The sequence below is a fragment of the Arcanobacterium sp. S3PF19 genome (assembly GCF_000758825.1).
Taxonomy (GTDB): Bacteria; Actinomycetota; Actinomycetes; order Actinomycetales; family Actinomycetaceae; genus Arcanobacterium_A.
Window position 1 is genome coordinate 200,229 of the sequence record NZ_JRMX01000015.1, and the last position, 17,153, is coordinate 217,381.

Here is a 17,153-nt window from a genome sequence, read left to right on the forward strand (position 1 = left end):
GATGACACCGCAGGAAGAACGATTGCCCCAACCGGAGCTGAATGTTGCCCTTGACGCACTGGAAGACGGCTACGGCCTCAACCCTCCCCCGGAAGCGGTCGCGGATGCTTTTTCCTCATGGGTATCGTCTCACGGGAAACAGATGTATCCCCATCAGGAAGATGCGCTGCTGGGAATCGTCACGGGCGACCATCTGATCGTATCTACGCCCACCGGTTCGGGAAAGTCGATGATTGCCGTGCAGGCTCTGTTTAACGCGCTTGCCACGGGAAAAACAGCCTACTATACCGCGCCCCTGAAAGCGCTTGTTTCGGAAAAATTTTTCGACCTGATCACTCTCTTCGGAGCGCACAACGTAGGTATGGTAACCGGCGACTGCACAATCAACGCCACCGCCCCGATAATCTGTGCCACAGCGGAAATTTTGGCAAATCTTTCCCTGCGTAAAGGAGACGAAGCGGACAGCGACGTGATTGTAATGGATGAATTTCATTACTACTCCGACCCGCAGCGTGGATGGGCATGGCAGGTACCGCTGCTGGAAATCCCCCACGCGCAGCAGATTTTGCTTTCCGCAACACTGGGGGACGTGTCGTTTTTTGTCAAAGATCTGGAACGCCGCACAAACCGCCGGGTAAGCGTAATCGACAATGCCGTGCGTCCGGTTCCGCTGCATTTTCGCTACTGCACCGACCCCACAGCACAGCTGATTCAGGAACTCGTCACCACCCATCTTGCACCGGTTTATGTGGTTCATTTTTCCCGGCGCGAAGCCGTGGAACAGGCAAAAAGACTTCTTTCGGCAAATCTGATCTCCAAAGAACAGAAGGCCGCCGTTTCCCGGGTTTTGGAAGACTTCAGATTCTCGGCCGGTTTTGGACGGGAACTGTCGAAACTGCTGCGAAAAGGAATCGGCGTACACCACGCGGGACTGCTGCCGCGTTACCGCCGTCTTGTGGAACGCATGGCCGCGGAGGGACTGCTCAGCGTGATCTGCGGCACCGATACACTCGGCGTGGGTATCAACGTGCCGATCCGAACCGTTCTGATCACGTCTTTGGCAAAATTTGACGGCGCAAAAATGCGCCACCTCACCGCGCGCGAATTTCACCAAATCGCCGGCCGGGCGGGACGGGCCGGATTTGACAGCGTCGGTTACGTGATAGTGCAGGCTCCCGAATATGAAATAGAAAACGCGCGGAGGATCCGAAAAGCGGACGGCGACCCCGAAAAACTCCGGCGCGTGCAGAAGGTAAAACCCGAAGAAGGAAAGCTGCAATGGTCGGAAAAAACTTTTGCCGCCCTGCGCGACCGGGCGCCGGAAACCATGAAATCGCAGATGCGGATCACCCATTCCATGATCCTAAATCTGCTTCAGCGGCGAAACCCGGTACAGGCCGCTATCCGTCTGCTCACAGACAGCCATGAGCCTGCGAAACCCCGAAATCCGCTGATCCGCAGTGCTCTGGAAATATACGCCTCACTTCGGCGGGCGGAAGTGATCGTGCATGACAGCCGTGACGAACGCGCGGCCCGGCCGCAGCGGTGTCCGATCCGTTTCGCAAAGGAAGTTCCCCCCGATTTCGCCCTGAACACGCCCCTTTCCCCGTTTGCCTTATCCGCGCTGGATTTGCTTGACCCTGATTCCCCCACTTACTGCCTGGATATTCTCAGCGTAATTGAGGCCGTGCAGGAAGATCCCGTTCCCGTGCTGACGGCACAGAGAAAAGCCCTGCGCGCAGAGTTAATCGGCAGACTGAAAGCCGAGGGGGCAGATTATGAGGAACGGATGCGCCTCGCCGACGAAGTTACCTGGCCAATGCCTCTGGAACAGCTTCTCACTCCTGCCCTGGAAATTTACGCACAGTCGAATCCCTGGGTTCGCTTCCACCGTCTGAGCCCGAAATCCGTTGTGCGGCAGATGGTGGAAGAAGCGCTTACTTTCAGTGAATTTATTTCCCGCTACGATCTGACGGGCAGCGAAGGAATCGTGCTGCGGTATCTGACCGACACGTATCGTGCCCTGCGCCAGATTGTGCCTCTGAATCTGCGCACGAAAGAACTTACGGAGATCATTTCATGGCTCGGCGAACTGATCCGTTCGGTTGATTCTTCGCTGCTGGACGAGTGGGAAGCCCTCGCCGCGGGAAGAACAGACTATGCCGGCGCCGATTCGTTCTCCGACGACTCCTCCGTCCACGGAACGGAAAAGCCGTTCGGAGCCGACGAAAACGGACACGTGCCTTTCAGCCGTAATCCGTACCGGATGCGAAAAGCGGTCAGAAACGCAATGTTTGCGTGCATGGAAGCCATTTCCCGCGACGATAACGAATATCTCGGCGGCCTGGACGCACTGGGCAGGACGGCAGATGAATGGGAAGAAATAACCGACGCCTATTTTGACGAATACGACTATCTGGGAACCGACACGGCCGCCCGCTCCGAAAAGTATTTTCAGATTCTGCAAAATCCCGACGCCGCAGATCTTATCCGTGCCGGTCTGCCGCAGGAGCGGGCTTTCCGGCTGACGGAGACACACGCGGAAGGCAGAATTTGGCTCGCGGTCCAGACTCCGGACGACGGAGAAGACGACCGGGCCTGGGCACTGTGGGCGCTGGTCGATTTGGACGCGAGCGACGCAGCCGGAGAGCTTTATCTGCGTCTGCTTGATTTTGCGCAGCGGTGAACCTGTGCCAAACTGGGAGTGTTGGGATACTTGAACGGGTGACGGCCATGAAAAAGGAAGAGATCAGAAATAATATCGTCCGTGTACGGGAAAGAATCCGGCAGGCGGCGCTGGCTGCCGGGCGGGATCCGGGTGAAATAAAACTGATGCTGGCCGCAAAATATCAGCCGCTGGAAAATCTGCTGGCAGCCGTAGAGGCCGGCGAAACACTTTTTGGCCACAACCTGATTCCCCAGCTGGAAACGGCCGAAATCGGACTGCGCGAAGCTGCGGAATCTCTTTCCGATCCGACGGCACTGCGGCACCGCACCGCCGTAATCGGCCATGTGCAGAGCAATAAACTTTCGGCGGCGATGGAATATGCCGACCGGATTGACACCGTGGATAATTTCAAAACCGCGCGGCGGATAAACCACCGCCGCGCACTGCTGAACGAAAAGGACGCCGCCGACGCCGTCTATCCTATTTTGCTGCAGGTTAATTCGGCCCATGCGGACACACAGTTTGGATGCGCACCAAAAGATCTGCCCGAAATGGCAAAACGGATCAGCGAAGAACTGCCGTTTGTAAAAATAGAGGGACTGATGACGATTGGCGCCAACACCGCAGACCGCGAAGCGGTAATCCGCAGTTTTGAAATTACCCGCGCCCTGGGTGCGCAGCTGCGCGAACTGCCGGGTTTAAGCGAGGCAAAAGAACTCTCCATGGGTATGACGGGCGATTTGGAATTGGCCGTGGAACACGGATCAACAATGGTCAGAATCGGGACCGCCGTCTTTGGCCCGCGCCCCGGCGCACCAAAGTAAAAAGTCAAAGCAACAGGCCAAAAGCGCTAAAAGCAGTGTATTAAAGGCAGCGCGCCAAGGGGACGAAACCGGATTCAGAAAACCTTCAGTCCGTATTTACGGAACACGTTACGGACTTCCTCCACATGCTCCTTGCTCGGCGGCTCTACGTCTTCCAGTTCGTATTTCAGGCCCAGCGATTCCCATTTATCGCGCGCCATCTGATGGAACGGAAGCACTTCCAAGCGCTCCACGGATGACCAGCGGGATATAATGCGGGCCACGGCCTCTACGTTTTCGGGGCTGTCGGTCAGTCCGGGCACGCACACGAAACGTACCCAAATCCTCTTCCCCGCGGCATTCAGTCTGTCGCCGAATGCGACGGTGGGAGCCAGCTCGCGCCCGGTCGTTCGTTTGTATATCTGCGGAATCCCGCTTTTCACGTCAAGCAGAACAAGATCCACATTCCCCATCATTTCATCGGTAAGGGAACGGCCCAAAAATCCCGAGGTGTCAATTGCGGTATGAATCCCCATTTCTTTGCATCCGCGCAGGAGATTGGCCAGGAATTTGGGCTGGAACAGCGGCTCGCCGCCGGAAAAGGTAACACCGCCGTCGGTGGCTTTAAACACGCCCCGATAGCGTCTGATCTTCTTCAGCAGCGCCTCGGCCGTTACCGCAGTTCCTTCGCGCATTTGAAATGTATCGGGGTTGTGGCAGTACAGGCAGCGCAGGGGGCACCCTGCGAAAAAAACAGTCATTCTGGTTCCCGGGCCGTCCACGGCCGTCACCAGCTCCCAGGAATGAACGGACCCCAGCCTGCCCTCGCGGACGGCGGCAAGGTGTTCGGCGCGCGTCATCTCCTGCGCCTGCTCGATGCCGTCCAACCCGGCCCCGCCCAGGCGGGGTACTTCAATTTCGGACGGTTCGGGGCGATATTCGCCGGTTATTCCCTCTGTTGTGCGGGTTTGTAACTGAACCATATCGCCCCTCTCCGAATTTACGCCGATTTTACCGACAGTGTCTTACATTCCCCGGTGGAAAGTACGGGAAATCACGTCGAGCTGCTGCTCGCGGGTAAGACGCACGAAGTTTACCGCATAGCCGGAAACACGCACGGTAAGCTGCGGGTACTTCTCGGGGTGCTCCATTGCGTCTTCCAGCGTTTCACGGTTCAAAACGTTGATGTTGGCATGGTAAAGACCCTTGCCGCTTTCCTTGTCGCCGCGCGTGGCAAGCATCGACGCTTCGCGTTCTGCATAGGTCATCGTAGACATATCAATCAACTCCTGTTTATTTCTTGATTAATTAAATTTTAGTCTTTTTCTTTGGTTGTGCAAAATATCAGTCTTCGGGAATGAAGCCTGCATCCATGATTCCCACCAGGTTTGTGACCTGCTCGTCAAGCGTGCGGCCAAGGGAGGCGGGAACGATCGTGTTGGTCAGCGAAATGCCGTCCAGAGCATCGTCATAGTCGAGCTTTCCTACCGACAGCATGGAAGCGAGCATTCCGTGGGTATCCATACCGTTTTCCGGATTTGCGCCGGGCGCAAACGGAGTTCCGGCCGCGTGCCCTGAGGGGAATGCCCCGGTTGCCTTGCCGTAAACCACATTCGAGGTGATTGTCAGCACCGACTGGGTCGGAATTGCGTTGCGGTACATCGGGATCTCTTTAATCTTCGACATCACCGTATGCACGATTGTGGCCGCGATGTTGTCTGCGCGGTCGTCGTCGTTTCCGTAACGCGGGAACTCGCCTTCGGTCTTGTAGTCAACAACCAGACCGGTTTCGTCGCGGATCGGAGTGACCTTGGCATACTTAATCGCGGACAGAGAATCGGCCACGATCGACAGCCCGGCAATGCCGCAGCCCATCGTGCGCACGATATCCGAATCGTGCAGTGCCATTTCCATTGCCTCATAGGCGTAACGGTCGTGGCAGTAGTGAATAATGTTCAGCGCCTCGACATAGGTGTGAATTACCCAATCCAGCATTTCTTCGTATTTTGCCCAGATCTCGTCGAAGTCCAGCGGGCCGTCACCCTTAATCGGCTCATATCCCGGCACAACCTGCTTTCCGGTCATTTCGTCGCGGCCGCCGTTGATGGCGTACAGCAGAGCCTTGGCCGTATTCACGCGGGCGCCGAAGAACTGCATCTGCTTTCCTACACGCATCGGGGAAACGCAGCAGGCAATCGCGGCGTCGTCGCCCCAGTGGCAGCGGATCTGATCGTCGGCCTCATACTGAATGGAGGAGGTCTGAATCGAAATCTGTGCACAGAAACGCTTGTACCCTTCAGGCAGCCGGTCGGACCAGAAAATGGTGATGTTCGGCTCCGGAGCGGGTCCGAGGTTTACCAGCGTCTGCAGCAGACGGAAGGAAGTCTTGGTGACCAGCGTTCTGCCGTCGTCGCCGAAACCGCCGTCGGACCAGGTGGCCCAGTAAGGATCGCCGGAGAAAATCTGATCGTAGGCTTCGGTGCGCAGGAAACGCACGATACGCAGCTTCATTACGAGCGCGTCGATGATTTCCTGTGCGCCCTGCTCGGTCAGAATGCCGCGGGCGAAATCACGTTCAAAATAGCAGTCAAAGAACGCCGACAGACGGCCGATGCTCATGGCCGCCCCGTCCTGGCTCTTTACGGAACCGAGGTAACCGAAGTAGGTCCACTGCACGGCTTCTTTTGCCGTCTTCGCCGGTTCGGAGATATCAAATCCGTAGCTTTCCGCCATCCGCTTCAGCTTCTGCAGCGCCTTGATCTGCTCTGCGTGCTCTTCGCGGTAGCGTGCCCAGTGCTCGGAGAACGGCTGGTCGGACACGGCATCCTTGGCCGCCTGCTTTTCCCGGATCAGATAGTCCACGCCGTAAAGCGCCACGCGGCGGTAGTCGCCGATAATCCGGCCGCGCCCGTAGGCATCCGGCAGACCGGTGATGATGTGCGAGGAACGCGCCGCACGGATACGCGGAGTGTAGATGTCGAATACGGCATCGTTGTGCGTCTTGCGGTACTTGGTGAAAATTTTCTTAATCTCCGGATTCGGCACCTTACCCGCTTCTTTGATTGCGGTTTCCACCATTCTCCACCCGCCGTTGGGCATCATTGCGCGCTTCAGCGGAACATCCGTCTGCAGACCGACGATGACGTTGTCATCCTCGCTGATGTATCCGGCGCCGAATGCGTCTACGTCCGCCGGCGTATCCAGATCCACATCGTATACGCGCTTTACGCGTTCCACCGACAGATATTTCTCGTCAAGAGTTTTCCATAAATTCAAGATCTTCTGTGTGGGCCCCTCGAGGAATGACGCATCCCCCTCGTAGGGAGTGTAATTTTGCTGAATAAAATCACGGACGTCGATTGCCTTCTTCCAATCGTCTCCCCTGAAATCCTTCCAACCGACATATTCGGTACCGGCGTCGGTATCGGTAACTTGATTCACGACTTTACCCCTTTGAAAATATCGAAGAATTAACGTTTGTTAATTAACAGTTCCATTCTAGGAGAGCGCCGGGGAAATAAAATATCGGGAACGGAAAAAATGGTGTGAACTACGTCCGCTTTGTTACTTTCGATACTCTTATGCGTGCCCAAATAGGACTTTGGTCCCTATATGGATCAGAGAAGACGAAGGACACGCAAAGCAGGAAAACCCCTTAAAAACAGACATTCCCCCTTAATCATGTATAAAACGAAAAAGAGGGAAATAGTACTTAGCTCCCGGGGAAAACGGCAGGCATTTCACCCCAGCGGATAAAGCCAGCCGAACCGGTCCGGCCGCCGACCTTCCTGAATTGCCGTCAGCTCCCCGTAAATATGCCGCGTCACCTGCGTATCCGCAAGATCCACCGAGAATCCCCGGCCGGCCAGGCTGCCCACGGAAGTAACGACGGCGGCCGTGCCGCAGGCAAACATTTCTCTCACCGTTCCGGCTTCGATCGCCCCAATAAGCCACTGCAGCCCAATCCGCTCCTCCCGAACCGGCGTACCCGACCGGCGCAGAAATTCCATAATCGAAGAACGCGTGCATCCCGGCAGTATATTTCCGTTTAGCCGCGGCGTAATCACACTTCCGTCCGACAATACGGCAAACACGTTCATTCCGCCCAGCTCATCCAGATCCGAATTGCCGAGCGCATCCAAAAACAGAACTTCGTCATAGCCCGCTTCGTGGGCCTGCTGTTTGGGAAGCAGCGACGCGGCATAATTTCCGCCCGTTTTTGCATCTCCCATGCCCCCCGGACCCGCGCGGTGATATTCCTGCTCCACCCAGACCCGAATCGGGCGGTAACCGTGTTTGAAATAAGGGCCCGCGGGCGAAGCCAGAACCACAAATTCATAGCGGCGCGCGCTGCGCACGCCCAAAAACGACTCCGAAGCGAAAACCACCGGGCGCAGATAAAGCGAACTGCCGTGCGCATCCGCAACCCACCGCTTTTCGACCCGGGCAAGAGCTGCCACGGCGCCCAAAAAATCAGGAATCGGAAGCGGGGGAATCGCCAGTCTGCGGCAGGATGCATTCAGTCTGGCCGCGTTGTATGCGGGCCGGAAAGAGTGCAGCGACCCGTCTTCGTGCCGGTACACTTTCAGCCCTTCAAACACTTCCTGACCGTAATGCAGCACCGCCGCGGCAGGATCAAGACGGAGAGGGCCGAACGGCTCGATTTTCTTCGCGTGCCACCCCTCTTCCGGCGTCCAGGTTGCGTGCGCCATGTAATCGGTAAAATAATTTCCGAATCCGGGTTTCTCCATTATCCGCAGGTATTCTTCTTCCCCGCGCGGATTCGGATGCGGCTGCACCGCAAAACGCCGCGCCAGCTCATCCGCATTCGGGTAGTCGGCATCGGCCAATATCTCAAGTTCGGTTTTTTCGCTCACTGCTCCCCCATCAGTCTTTTGCCGCGCACGTGCGGCCCGCATAACTAGTTCAGCGCCAGCGCCACGGCACTGACAACCGCAGAGCCCGCCAACGCCACGATGAGCACAAACGCCACTGCTTTCTGCCCCCGCGGACGGCGGAAAGTTTCCCTGTCTTTTTCAGTCTTCATCGGATACCCGCTTCCCCAATATCCGGCATTCCGTTCCCGATACGCGCACACCGTCCTCCTTCAATGCGAAACACACGGTCGTAGTGCGCGGGATTTTCCACCCGGTGCGTAATCTCCAAAAGGGTAACGCCCCGGGACCAATGCCGCAGATTCTCCCTGATCTTCCGTTCCAATTCTACATTCAGATTTGCGCTGAATTCGTCAAGCACTATTACACGGGGTTTGGTAAGCAAAGCCCGGGCAAGGCATAAACGCTGCACCTGACCGCCGGAAAGAGCCGAACCCTCCACGCCCGTCGGCGTGTTCAGACCCAAAGGCATTTCCCTTATTTCCCCGGCCAGCTGTGCAACTTCCAGAGCTTCCCACATTTCTTCTTCGCCCGCCCCGGGAGCTCCCAGACGCATATTCCCCGCAATGGTGGAATTAAGCAGCTCCGGGCGCTGCGGCACGAATGCCACAGCCCGGCGCAGCGTATCCAGCTCATATTCCCCCACCGGTCTGCCGGCGAGCAGAACCTCTCCCGCACGGGGATCGTCGTAACGCAGAAGAAGCTGCATAAGCGTTGATTTCCCCGAGCCGGAATGCCCGACAAACAACGCATTCTCCCCCGGTTCAATTTGAATATTCACCCGGTCGAGCACAGGCCTGTCCGGCGCGCCGGGATACGCATAACTGACATCGCGCCACTGCACCGCCGCCGCACCGGCGGGCAGAAAAGTCTGCGGACCGTCGCGGATCACCTGCGGTTCATGACAGATCAGATACAGTCTGCGCGCGGCGGCAAAGGCGGAGTCCACGCCGCCGAGTGCGTCTTCAATCCCACGCGGTCCCTCAAAAATCCGCATACACACCGCGGCCAAAGCCGCGATCAGCGCAGGATCGCGGTGCCCGCCCACCCCGACTGCGATTACCGCCGTCATTGCGGCCGGGGGAAGAACTCCCCCTATCCCGCGCCGCGCAGCACGGACCGCCACGGCCGCACAGGCAGTATCTTTCACGCGCAGATCCAATTTACGCAGACCGGCAAAACGCACCTTTTCCCGTCCGTATCCGACAACTTCCTCAGCGCCGAAAACCGAATCCGTGAGCCACTGCGCCAACTCCCGGCGGGCCTGCAAAGAACGCCCGGTAGCCCGCAGCGCCCTGCCGAATCCGGCCGGCGGCAAAATAAATACGGCAAAGAACAGCAGCAGCACCGGAATGGCGGTAATCTCAATCCCCGCCAGGCAGATACCCGCCGCAGCCAGCACTCCCGTCACCGCCACGCCCGTAATTACCGGGGCAATTGTGTGTGCGTAAAACACCTCAATGCGGTCAATATCGCGCGTGAGTGCCGTCAGCATTACGCCCGTTCTCATTTTCCCCGTCACATACGGCGCCTTCGGCCACAGCGCGGCAAACGCCGTCGTCCGCAGCAGCTCCAGCGATTTAAACGCCACATAGTGCCCCGAAAACTGCTCGAGATACGCGGCGGCCGCTTTTACCGCCGCCAAGACCGTGAGAACGGCGAGCGCATAGACCAAGGACCACCGGCCGCGTACCGTCTGCACCACCGCCGCACCGGCAAAGGCAAACAGGGCCGCCGCCGCTATCTGTTCGGTTGCCCGCATAAGCACGGAGAAATACAGCGGCTTCAGCACCGGGCGTGTAACAGACAGCAGCCAGCGCACGGTCTCTGCCCGGCGGGCGGAACGGTTTTCATTCTTCTCCATGTGCGTTCTCCCTGCGTATCAGGCGTCCGTCCGTCAATTCGTACACCACATCCGCAATATGCAGCAGCGAGTGTCTGTGCGTTACGGCAACCACCGTTATATCCCGTCCGGCGCGTGCGAGAGCCGCGGTAATTTTCCGCTCCGAATCCGGATCTACCTGCGCCGTCGGTTCGTCCAAAAACCAAATTTTCCGCTGCGCCAAAAAAGCCCGCGCAAGCGAAATTCTCTGTGCCTGGCCGCCGGAGAGAAACGAACCGCGCTCGCCCACATCAGTGTTCAGCCGCAGGGGCATCGCCCGCACTTCCTCGGCTATATTGGCGCGTTCAAGCGCATCCCACATCCGCTCTTCGTCGGCATCCGGACACACAAAACGCAGATTGTCGGCAACCGTGCCGCCAAACAGCCATGTTTTCTGGTTCACGCAGGCGCACAGACTGCGTTTTTCGGCTGCCGGCGCGGAGGAAAAATCCACGCCGCCCACACGTACCATTCCCTCGGTAAACGGAAGCTGCGCGCGCAAAACGGAAAGAAGCGTGCTTTTCCCCGCTCCCGAAACCCCGATCACGGCCACTTTCTGCCCCCGGGGCACGGACAGGTCAAGACCGTTCAGCACGTTTTTGCCGCGGTATGCAAAACTGAGACCGCGCACTTCAACCGCAAGATCTGCGCCGGCGGCCGGCGGCAGCGGATCTGCGGCACTCTGCACGGCATATTTTTCCGCCGCCGCGTTTCCCTCCCCGTGCGCGTCCAAATATCTTTTAATCGCCTTCTGCGCGGCAATTCCGCCCATTCCCACATAAAAAAATCCCGCAACCTGCGACAGCGGAGAAAGCACAAGCACAATAAGAAAAATCACCGTAAACGCGGCGCCGAAATCCATTATTCCCGCTCTGACCCGCAGTGCGGCAAGCATGGAGGCAAGAATGATAACCAAAAAAGAAACCGCGCCGTCGAGCACGGCAATAATAATCTGGTTTCCCGCCAGAAGACGCATTACCGTTCCCCGGTTGCGCTCCCCTTCCTCACGCAGATCACGTTCCACGGTTTTCCCCGCGCCGAGCAGACGGACGGAAACCAGATTCCGTATCGCGTCCAGGTACTTCGCGGACAGCCGCGCCCTCTGCCCGCGCGAAGCCTTCGACCTTCCGCCAAAAAGACGCAGAAATCCGCCCACCGTCAGCGGCACGGACACAAATGCCGCCATCAGCACGGTTCCGGAAACGGGATCAACGGCAAGTGCCACATACCCCAAAACGAAAAACGGTATCAGAAAAGAGGCAAGCGTGGATCCCAGATATGCCTGACGGTATTCGGTTACGCGTTCGGCGTTGTCGGTCATCAGCGTAACGAGACGGGCGGGAGAGAATTCCGCGCTGTCGCGCAGAGCCATTTTATCCGAAGCGTAAAGGGAAGCCAGCAGGCGGTGTCTGATCCGAATCTCCTCGCTGCGGGCCGCACGGCCGCCCAAAAAAATTTCCCCGCAGGAAGAAAGCACAGCCAGCAGCAGGCCGCCGGCCACAGCCGCAATCCGCGCACCTGTGAACGCCGCGGGAGAGGAGAGGCATTTTCCAAAGACGGCGCAGTCTGCGTATTCGCCCAGCACGCCGCCCAATACCACAAGAACCGCACCCATTCCCGCGGAAGCCAGAATCCGCATCAGGGCAACTGTGGCCGCAGCCCGGTTCCCCCGGGCGGAAATTACCTGGGACGACACATCCGCTCCTTCCTTCCCGCTGCCGGCTGCCGGCAGACCCAAGACGCTTTCGGGCGCAGAGCGTGTTCGCCTTCCGCCGGCCGTTTCGCAAATCCGGTTATGCTCCTAAACTAACGAATTCATGTCTTTCTGCGCAACTCTTTTTACCCGCGCACAGCAAAACAGCCTACTTCCCGCGCGGAACACATCTGCATGCAAATCCTTTCCGCCCACGCACATAAAACAGAGCATGAACTGCCGATATACCGATTTTCCCGGATCCGCGGTATCTGTTTTCGAAAAATAGGACGAACAGACCCTTCCGAGGCTGTAGAATGAAAGCTCAGGGATTCACTTTTTTGCAAAGGGGCACCATGACTTCCATTTTCCATGTACTGCAGGATAACCAGGTACTGCTACTCTTCGTCCTTATCGGTTTCGGCGCTTTGTTTTCCAAGCTGCGTATCAGAGGTATTTCTTTGGGCGCGGCGGCCGTGCTCTTTTTCTCCATCGCGCTCACTGCCTGGGGTGCGGCTCAGGGATACGAGCTGCGTGTCGAACACGATCTGGGCGTACTGGGTCTGGCTCTTTTCGCTTTCGCTATCGGAATTTCTTCCGGGGCGTCCTTTTTTCAGACTATCCGTTCTTCGGTAAAACCCGTTCTGCTGATGCTCTCCGTAGTGGCTGTGGCGGCCTGCGCGGCGGGCTTAATCGGGCGGATGATGGGGATGAAGTGGGCAATGATTGCCGGTACTTTTGCCGGTGCCGTCACCAACACTCCCGCACTGTCCGCGGCGGGACAGGCTTCCGGGGATCCGGCCACCGCCACGATCGGATACGCAATCGCCTATCTGTTTGGCGTAATCGGTATGCTGGGCTGGGCGATGCTCGCGCTGTCAAAACGCGGCGAAGACACGGACGCTCCCTCGCCGATTGTAAACCGCACTGTCCGCGTGGAATTGGAAGAAGCGATGACGGTTGCGGCGGCACGGAAAAAAATCGGCGAAGACGCACACTTTTCCCGGCTGCGCAGAGGGGAAGACGGACGCACCTGGGTTCCGACAGACGCCGATATTCTGCAGAAAGACGACATGGTTACGGTTGTCGGCACATCGCAGGCAGTTGACTGCGCGGTGGAGCTGCTCGGGCACGTTTCCTCCCATTCGCTGATGAGTGACCGCAATTATCTGGATTTCCGGCGGATCACGCTTTCCAATACCAAACTGGCGAATCTCACCGTGCAGGAAATTGCCCTGGAAGATAAATTCGGCGCCACAATCACCAGAATCCGCCGCGGAGATACGGATATCGTGGCGCATGCCAACGAGCCTCTGCGTCTGGGAGACAGAATCCGCGTTATCGCACCGGCCGAAAAAATGCGGAAAATCTCGAAATACCTGGGCGACTCCGCTTTCGGAATCACAAATATCAACCCGTTTGCCCTCGGTATCGGAATGACTTTGGGAATTTTAATCGGAGAACTGGAATTCCTCACTCCTTCCGGTCTGAAGTTTTCCATCGGGTCTGCGGCAGGCACGCTGATCGTCGGTCTGATTATGGGAAAGGTGGGAAAGGTGGGAAGAATTATCACCACTATCCCCTACGATACGTGTCAGGTGCTCTCGGAATTCGGTCTGCTTGTGTTTCTTGCCTACGCGGGTACCACCGCAGGTTCGCGGATTCTGCACGCGTTTGTCGGAGGTGCGTGGCTGCAGATTCTTGTTTTGGGTGCAATCGTGACCACAATTATGGGTGCGGGTCTGTATTTCTCCATGCGCTGTTTTGCCAAAATGGGCGGCACGCGCCTTTCGGGTGTACTCGCAGGCACTCAGACGCAGCCGGCCGTACTCGCATTTTCCAACGACCGGACAACATTCGATCCGCGCGTTGCCCTGGGATACGCAATGGTGTATCCGATCGCCATGGTGGCAAAAATCTTCTGTGGACAGATATTGGGGTCTTTCGCCGGATTCTGATCCAAATCCGGATGCCCGAAACGGAAAATGCCGATTCGGCTTGCGCGCCTTATACTTTTTCCGACGGTTTGCGCTGCAGCGTCCGGGGCAGGTTTGAAGTATCGGTATCCACACGCCACGCGGGGTCAAGTAAAATCCGCGCAATCGCCAGCCCGAAACCGATCGAAATCACTACCAGGAACACATCGGCCAGCGGCTCCAGGGCATTGCCTATCTTTCCCTCGTTTACCGCCACCAGAGCACGGTAGAAAGGCACACCGGGAATCATAATCACCACTGCAGGCACGGAAAGGGAAACACGCGAATACTCCGTTTTCCAGGCCAGAAGATTGGCCAAAATGCCGATCAGAAGCGCGGCCAGCCCGACTGCCGCCTGCCACGGGATGTTGGCGTATTCCTGCCCCAGCAGTCTTCCCGTATTGGCCGAAGCACCGATTATGCCTGCTGCCAAAGATACTTTCCAGGGCGCATTGAACAGTACGGCGAAACCATAGGCCGCCACAAACGAACAGAATACGCGCAGACAGGTTTTTACCAGCGGATCAAGCTCGTACAGCGCAGGGTGGTCGATATTCCACTGCGCAATATGGCATACAGCCCAAACCGAAAGACCCGCGGATCCGATCACTACCATGCAATAGCCGAACCGGCTCATTGCGGACTGATAATCGCCGCGAACCCAGTCAAGCATTGCGGTAGTCAGGGGAAAACCCGGAATCAGATACAAAATCGCCGACGCCAGGCCCGACTCGTGTGTGTATACCCCCGCCCAATGCAGATATTCATACAGATCAAGCAGACCGATGTAGATTACGGTAGACACAACCGCACACATAATCCACACCAAAAAATGGGCATAGCCGCGTTTCAGCAGAAATTTTCTCGTCAGCTGGCCAAAACCCGCGGCAAAAAACACCGCCGAGCATTCAACTGTGTAGCCGCCGTTGAGGAAACAGAATCCCGCGCAGGCAATCGCAGAAGCAATCACCGTTATCCATACCCGGTAATGCCAGTCGTTGGAGGAAACTTTCCGCAGTCCCCTGCGAAATTCGGCAACCGTCATATTCTGATGGAGCTGATTGCAAAATCCCATCAGACGGTCCAGTTTTTCCACGTTTACGCCGGTTTTCCGCTGCTCCGTAAAATGCGTATGTGACACATCCCCCTCCCAGGATGTGGACATAATATGCCGCATCGAAACATGAGATTCAAATTTGGTCAGACCCAGCGATTTTGCCGCACGCGCAAGAGCAGCTTTTACTCTGTAGCCGCCCGCTCCGCAGGAAAGGAGCATTTTGCCAAATTCAAGGATAGCTGCCGATTTCGCATCAATCCCGTCTTCTATCTTTTTTTTCGATTCCGTTGAATCAGAATTCATCCCGAAACTCCGAACACCTAAATTTACAGAAACCCACGTAATTATATACTCCCGCAAAGAGACGGCACCGGTCCGAAAGTCTGTGTCTGTCTTTTATCCGCGAAAGACGCGGCAGAGGATAATGATTTATTTCAGCTTCGCCGTCCACAGCAGAGTGCGGTAGGGCAGCGAAATTACTCCGTTTTGCGGATCAAATCCCAGCTCCTCACACAGATACCACCGCAGATTCTCCCTCATCCTTCTCCGGTTTTCCGCATCGGATCCAATCCACGAGGAACGCGTGGTTCCCAGGGCAAACACTTCTTCCACAGTCATTTTCTCCGTCATTGCGCCAAGAACCAGCTCCGGGTGCGTAAAGCGTCTCCCCAGCTGCGGAGGTCTGTCTTCCCGGTGTACGTCGCCCGAGCGCATGATCCGTGTCAGCTGCAGCACCCAGGGAAGGGAAACATCAAGCTGATTGTAAAGTACCGCAATTTTTCCTCCGGGACGCATAATCCGCGCCGCTTCCGCAGCCGCAAGCGGAGCCGAGAGCCAATGCCAGCACTGACCGTAGGTAACAAGATCAAAGAAGCTGTCTTCCAAACCGGTGTTTTCCGCCTGTGTCGGCATCAGCCGTGAGGCGGGAAATTCGGGAAGCGCCCTGAGAAATATCTTTCTGAAATCCTGCGCCGGTTCCACTGCCCACACATTTTCGCTCAGTCCACACAGCAGAGCAGTCAGTTTTCCGGTTCCCGCACCTATGTCCGCTACCCGGTCGGTCTTCCCCACCTTTAACCGGGCCACTATTTCCTCCGGATATCCGGGACGCACATCACGGTATACCTGTGCCCCGGCGCCTATGCCGTGAAACGGATTTGCGCACCGAGACCCGCGTTCCGGCCGGGAAAACGTCATTTCCGGTCCTCTTCTTCCCGTTCCGCAGGAGTTTGGCAAAGCAGATCCGCCAGATATGTCATGCATGGCGAAGCTCCGGCGTCAATGCGCAGATCGGCGGAGCCGTCGCAGGCAGTGGGGCCCAGGTTGATGAGCGCAAACACCGCTGCGTTCCCCAGCGCCTGCCGAACCACATACAGCGGGGTGCCTACCGCAAAAGACGTGCCCACTGCCAGCACAACGTCCGCTTCCGCGCCCGCCCGCATTGCCCGGCTCATTGTCTCCTGCGGGAGCATCTGTCCGAAAAACACGACATCCGGTTTCAGCAGTCCTCCGCAGCGGGCGCAGCCGACTGTGCGGAACTTGGATTTCAAAGCGGACTGTCTGTCGGCAGGTGCCAAAACCGCCACGTGCGCGGGATTGGGATCCGGCAGACAGTGCGGATTTTTCGCGGTAAGACGTTTGTGCAAAACAGCCCGGTCTGTTACTTCCCCACAATCCAGACAGACTACGTTTCGAAACGATCCGTGCATTTCAAACACGTTTTTACAGCCGGCTTTAATATCCAGACCGTCCACATTTTGCGTGGCGATTCCCGTAAGCAGACCGGCGCGTTCCAGTTTTCTCTGTGCCGTGTGCGCCGCAGTGGGACCGAGAGAAAGCATGGTCTGCCACGTCCGGTGGTTTCGTTCCCATACCCACCGCTGCCATACCGGGTCGGAAACAAACTGCCCGTATTCCACGGACGGAATACCGGTGTTTCCTTTTCCGCGGTAATCCGGAATACCGCTGTCGGTAGACATTCCCGCGCCGGTTACCAGTACTGTTTTTCTTCCCCGCATAAAACGGGCAAGATCATTGAGTTTCGCCTGAGTATCGGCATCCAAAAGTTCCATGTTTCCACTATAAACCGGGGAATCTGACCGCCGAAAACGTATGTCCGAAACGGTGTGGATATGTGTTGTGTGTATATAAAAAGGGAAACCCGGGGTTTCCTCCCGGG

At 57.1% G+C, this 17,153-nt stretch carries 13 protein-coding genes; 3 read left to right on the top strand and 10 right to left on the bottom strand.

What is annotated here, in order from left to right; all coding sequences use genetic code 11:
- Nucleotide 1: 1 nt before the first annotated feature.
- Nucleotides 2-2,686: an RNA helicase gene (locus tag HMPREF1631_RS06630; RefSeq protein ID WP_034233779.1), complete on the top strand. Its 2,685-nt coding sequence runs from the start codon at nucleotides 2-4 to the stop codon at nucleotides 2,684-2,686.
- 47 nt (nucleotides 2,687-2,733) lie between these two features.
- Nucleotides 2,734-3,492: a YggS family pyridoxal phosphate-dependent enzyme gene (locus HMPREF1631_RS06635; RefSeq protein ID WP_034233781.1), complete on the top strand. Its 759-nt coding sequence runs from the start codon at nucleotides 2,734-2,736 to the stop codon at nucleotides 3,490-3,492.
- 74 nt (nucleotides 3,493-3,566) lie between these two features.
- Here the strand turns inward: HMPREF1631_RS06635 and pflA are convergent, their stop codons facing one another.
- The 7 genes from pflA to HMPREF1631_RS06665 all read right to left on the bottom strand — a co-directional run bounded on the left by pflA (nucleotide 3,567) and on the right by HMPREF1631_RS06665 (nucleotide 11,944).
- Nucleotides 3,567-4,454, bottom strand: coding sequence for a pyruvate formate-lyase-activating protein (gene pflA, locus HMPREF1631_RS06640; RefSeq protein WP_084707547.1), 888 nt, complete (start codon nucleotides 4,452-4,454; stop codon nucleotides 3,567-3,569).
- 42 nt (nucleotides 4,455-4,496) lie between these two features.
- The gene (gene grcA2, locus HMPREF1631_RS06645; protein WP_034233785.1) at nucleotides 4,497-4,748 is read right to left on the bottom strand and encodes an autonomous glycyl radical cofactor GrcA2; all 252 of its coding nucleotides are present in this window, start codon (nucleotides 4,746-4,748) and stop codon (nucleotides 4,497-4,499) included.
- Between the two features lie 67 nt (nucleotides 4,749-4,815).
- Entirely contained in the window at nucleotides 4,816-6,831 is a 2,016-nt protein-coding gene (locus HMPREF1631_RS06650; protein ID WP_232215466.1) for a pyruvate formate lyase family protein, read from the bottom strand.
- A 380-nt stretch (nucleotides 6,832-7,211) separates the two neighbouring features.
- Entirely contained in the window at nucleotides 7,212-8,390 is a 1,179-nt protein-coding gene (locus tag HMPREF1631_RS06655) for a branched-chain amino acid aminotransferase (RefSeq protein WP_084707548.1), read from the bottom strand.
- A 2-nt stretch (nucleotides 8,391-8,392) separates the two neighbouring features.
- On the bottom strand, nucleotides 8,393-8,518 hold the full coding sequence (locus HMPREF1631_RS07275) for a hypothetical protein (RefSeq protein WP_255347281.1): 126 nt from the start codon (nucleotides 8,516-8,518) through the stop codon (nucleotides 8,393-8,395).
- Nucleotides 8,515-10,230: an amino acid ABC transporter ATP-binding/permease protein gene (locus HMPREF1631_RS06660; protein WP_052047212.1), complete on the bottom strand. Its 1,716-nt coding sequence runs from the start codon at nucleotides 10,228-10,230 to the stop codon at nucleotides 8,515-8,517. Before HMPREF1631_RS06660 ends, HMPREF1631_RS07275 begins: the two co-directional genes overlap by 4 nt.
- Complete coding sequence (locus HMPREF1631_RS06665) at nucleotides 10,217-11,944, bottom strand: ABC transporter ATP-binding protein/permease (RefSeq protein WP_232215463.1); 1,728 nt, start codon at nucleotides 11,942-11,944, stop codon at nucleotides 10,217-10,219. Before HMPREF1631_RS06665 ends, HMPREF1631_RS06660 begins: the two co-directional genes overlap by 14 nt.
- 353 nt (nucleotides 11,945-12,297) lie before the next feature.
- On the opposite strand from HMPREF1631_RS06665, the gene HMPREF1631_RS06670 reads away from it, so the two are divergent.
- A complete protein-coding gene (locus tag HMPREF1631_RS06670) occupies nucleotides 12,298-13,899 on the top strand; it encodes an aspartate:alanine exchanger family transporter (protein ID WP_034233930.1) in 1,602 nt (533 codons plus the stop codon).
- Between the two features lie 49 nt (nucleotides 13,900-13,948).
- On the opposite strand, the gene HMPREF1631_RS06675 is transcribed toward HMPREF1631_RS06670, so the two are convergent.
- From HMPREF1631_RS06675 to HMPREF1631_RS06685, 3 genes are all read right to left on the bottom strand, one after another.
- A complete protein-coding gene (locus HMPREF1631_RS06675) occupies nucleotides 13,949-15,277 on the bottom strand; it encodes a threonine/serine exporter ThrE family protein (protein ID WP_034233790.1) in 1,329 nt (442 codons plus the stop codon).
- Nucleotides 15,278-15,403: 126 nt separating this feature from the next.
- Nucleotides 15,404-16,171, bottom strand: coding sequence for a class I SAM-dependent methyltransferase (locus HMPREF1631_RS06680; protein ID WP_052047214.1), 768 nt, complete (start codon nucleotides 16,169-16,171; stop codon nucleotides 15,404-15,406).
- Entirely contained in the window at nucleotides 16,168-17,046 is an 879-nt protein-coding gene (locus tag HMPREF1631_RS06685; RefSeq protein ID WP_052047215.1) for a Sir2 family NAD-dependent protein deacetylase, read from the bottom strand. The genes HMPREF1631_RS06680 and HMPREF1631_RS06685 overlap by 4 nt, the downstream gene beginning before the upstream one ends.
- Nucleotides 17,047-17,153 lie beyond the last annotated feature (107 nt).

Coding starts and splice junctions, on each gene's coding strand:
- HMPREF1631_RS06660 (WP_052047212.1), bottom strand. CDS start 10,230: ATGGAGAAGAATGAAAACCGTTCCGCCCGCCGGGCAGAGACCGTGCGC.
- HMPREF1631_RS06630 (WP_034233779.1), top strand. CDS start 2: ATGACACCGCAGGAAGAACGATTGCCCCAACCGGAGCTGAATGTTGCC.
- HMPREF1631_RS06685 (WP_052047215.1), bottom strand. CDS start 17,046: ATGGAACTTTTGGATGCCGATACTCAGGCGAAACTCAATGATCTTGCC.
- HMPREF1631_RS06635 (WP_034233781.1), top strand. CDS start 2,734: ATGAAAAAGGAAGAGATCAGAAATAATATCGTCCGTGTACGGGAAAGA.
- HMPREF1631_RS06675 (WP_034233790.1), bottom strand. CDS start 15,277: ATGAATTCTGATTCAACGGAATCGAAAAAAAAGATAGAAGACGGGATT.
- HMPREF1631_RS06655 (WP_084707548.1), bottom strand. CDS start 8,390: ATGCGGGCCGCACGTGCGCGGCAAAAGACTGATGGGGGAGCAGTGAGC.
- HMPREF1631_RS06670 (WP_034233930.1), top strand. CDS start 12,298: ATGACTTCCATTTTCCATGTACTGCAGGATAACCAGGTACTGCTACTC.
- HMPREF1631_RS07275 (WP_255347281.1), bottom strand. CDS start 8,518: ATGAAGACTGAAAAAGACAGGGAAACTTTCCGCCGTCCGCGGGGGCAG.
- pflA (WP_084707547.1), bottom strand. CDS start 4,454: ATGGTTCAGTTACAAACCCGCACAACAGAGGGAATAACCGGCGAATAT.
- grcA2 (WP_034233785.1), bottom strand. CDS start 4,748: ATGTCTACGATGACCTATGCAGAACGCGAAGCGTCGATGCTTGCCACG.
- HMPREF1631_RS06680 (WP_052047214.1), bottom strand. CDS start 16,171: ATGACGTTTTCCCGGCCGGAACGCGGGTCTCGGTGCGCAAATCCGTTT.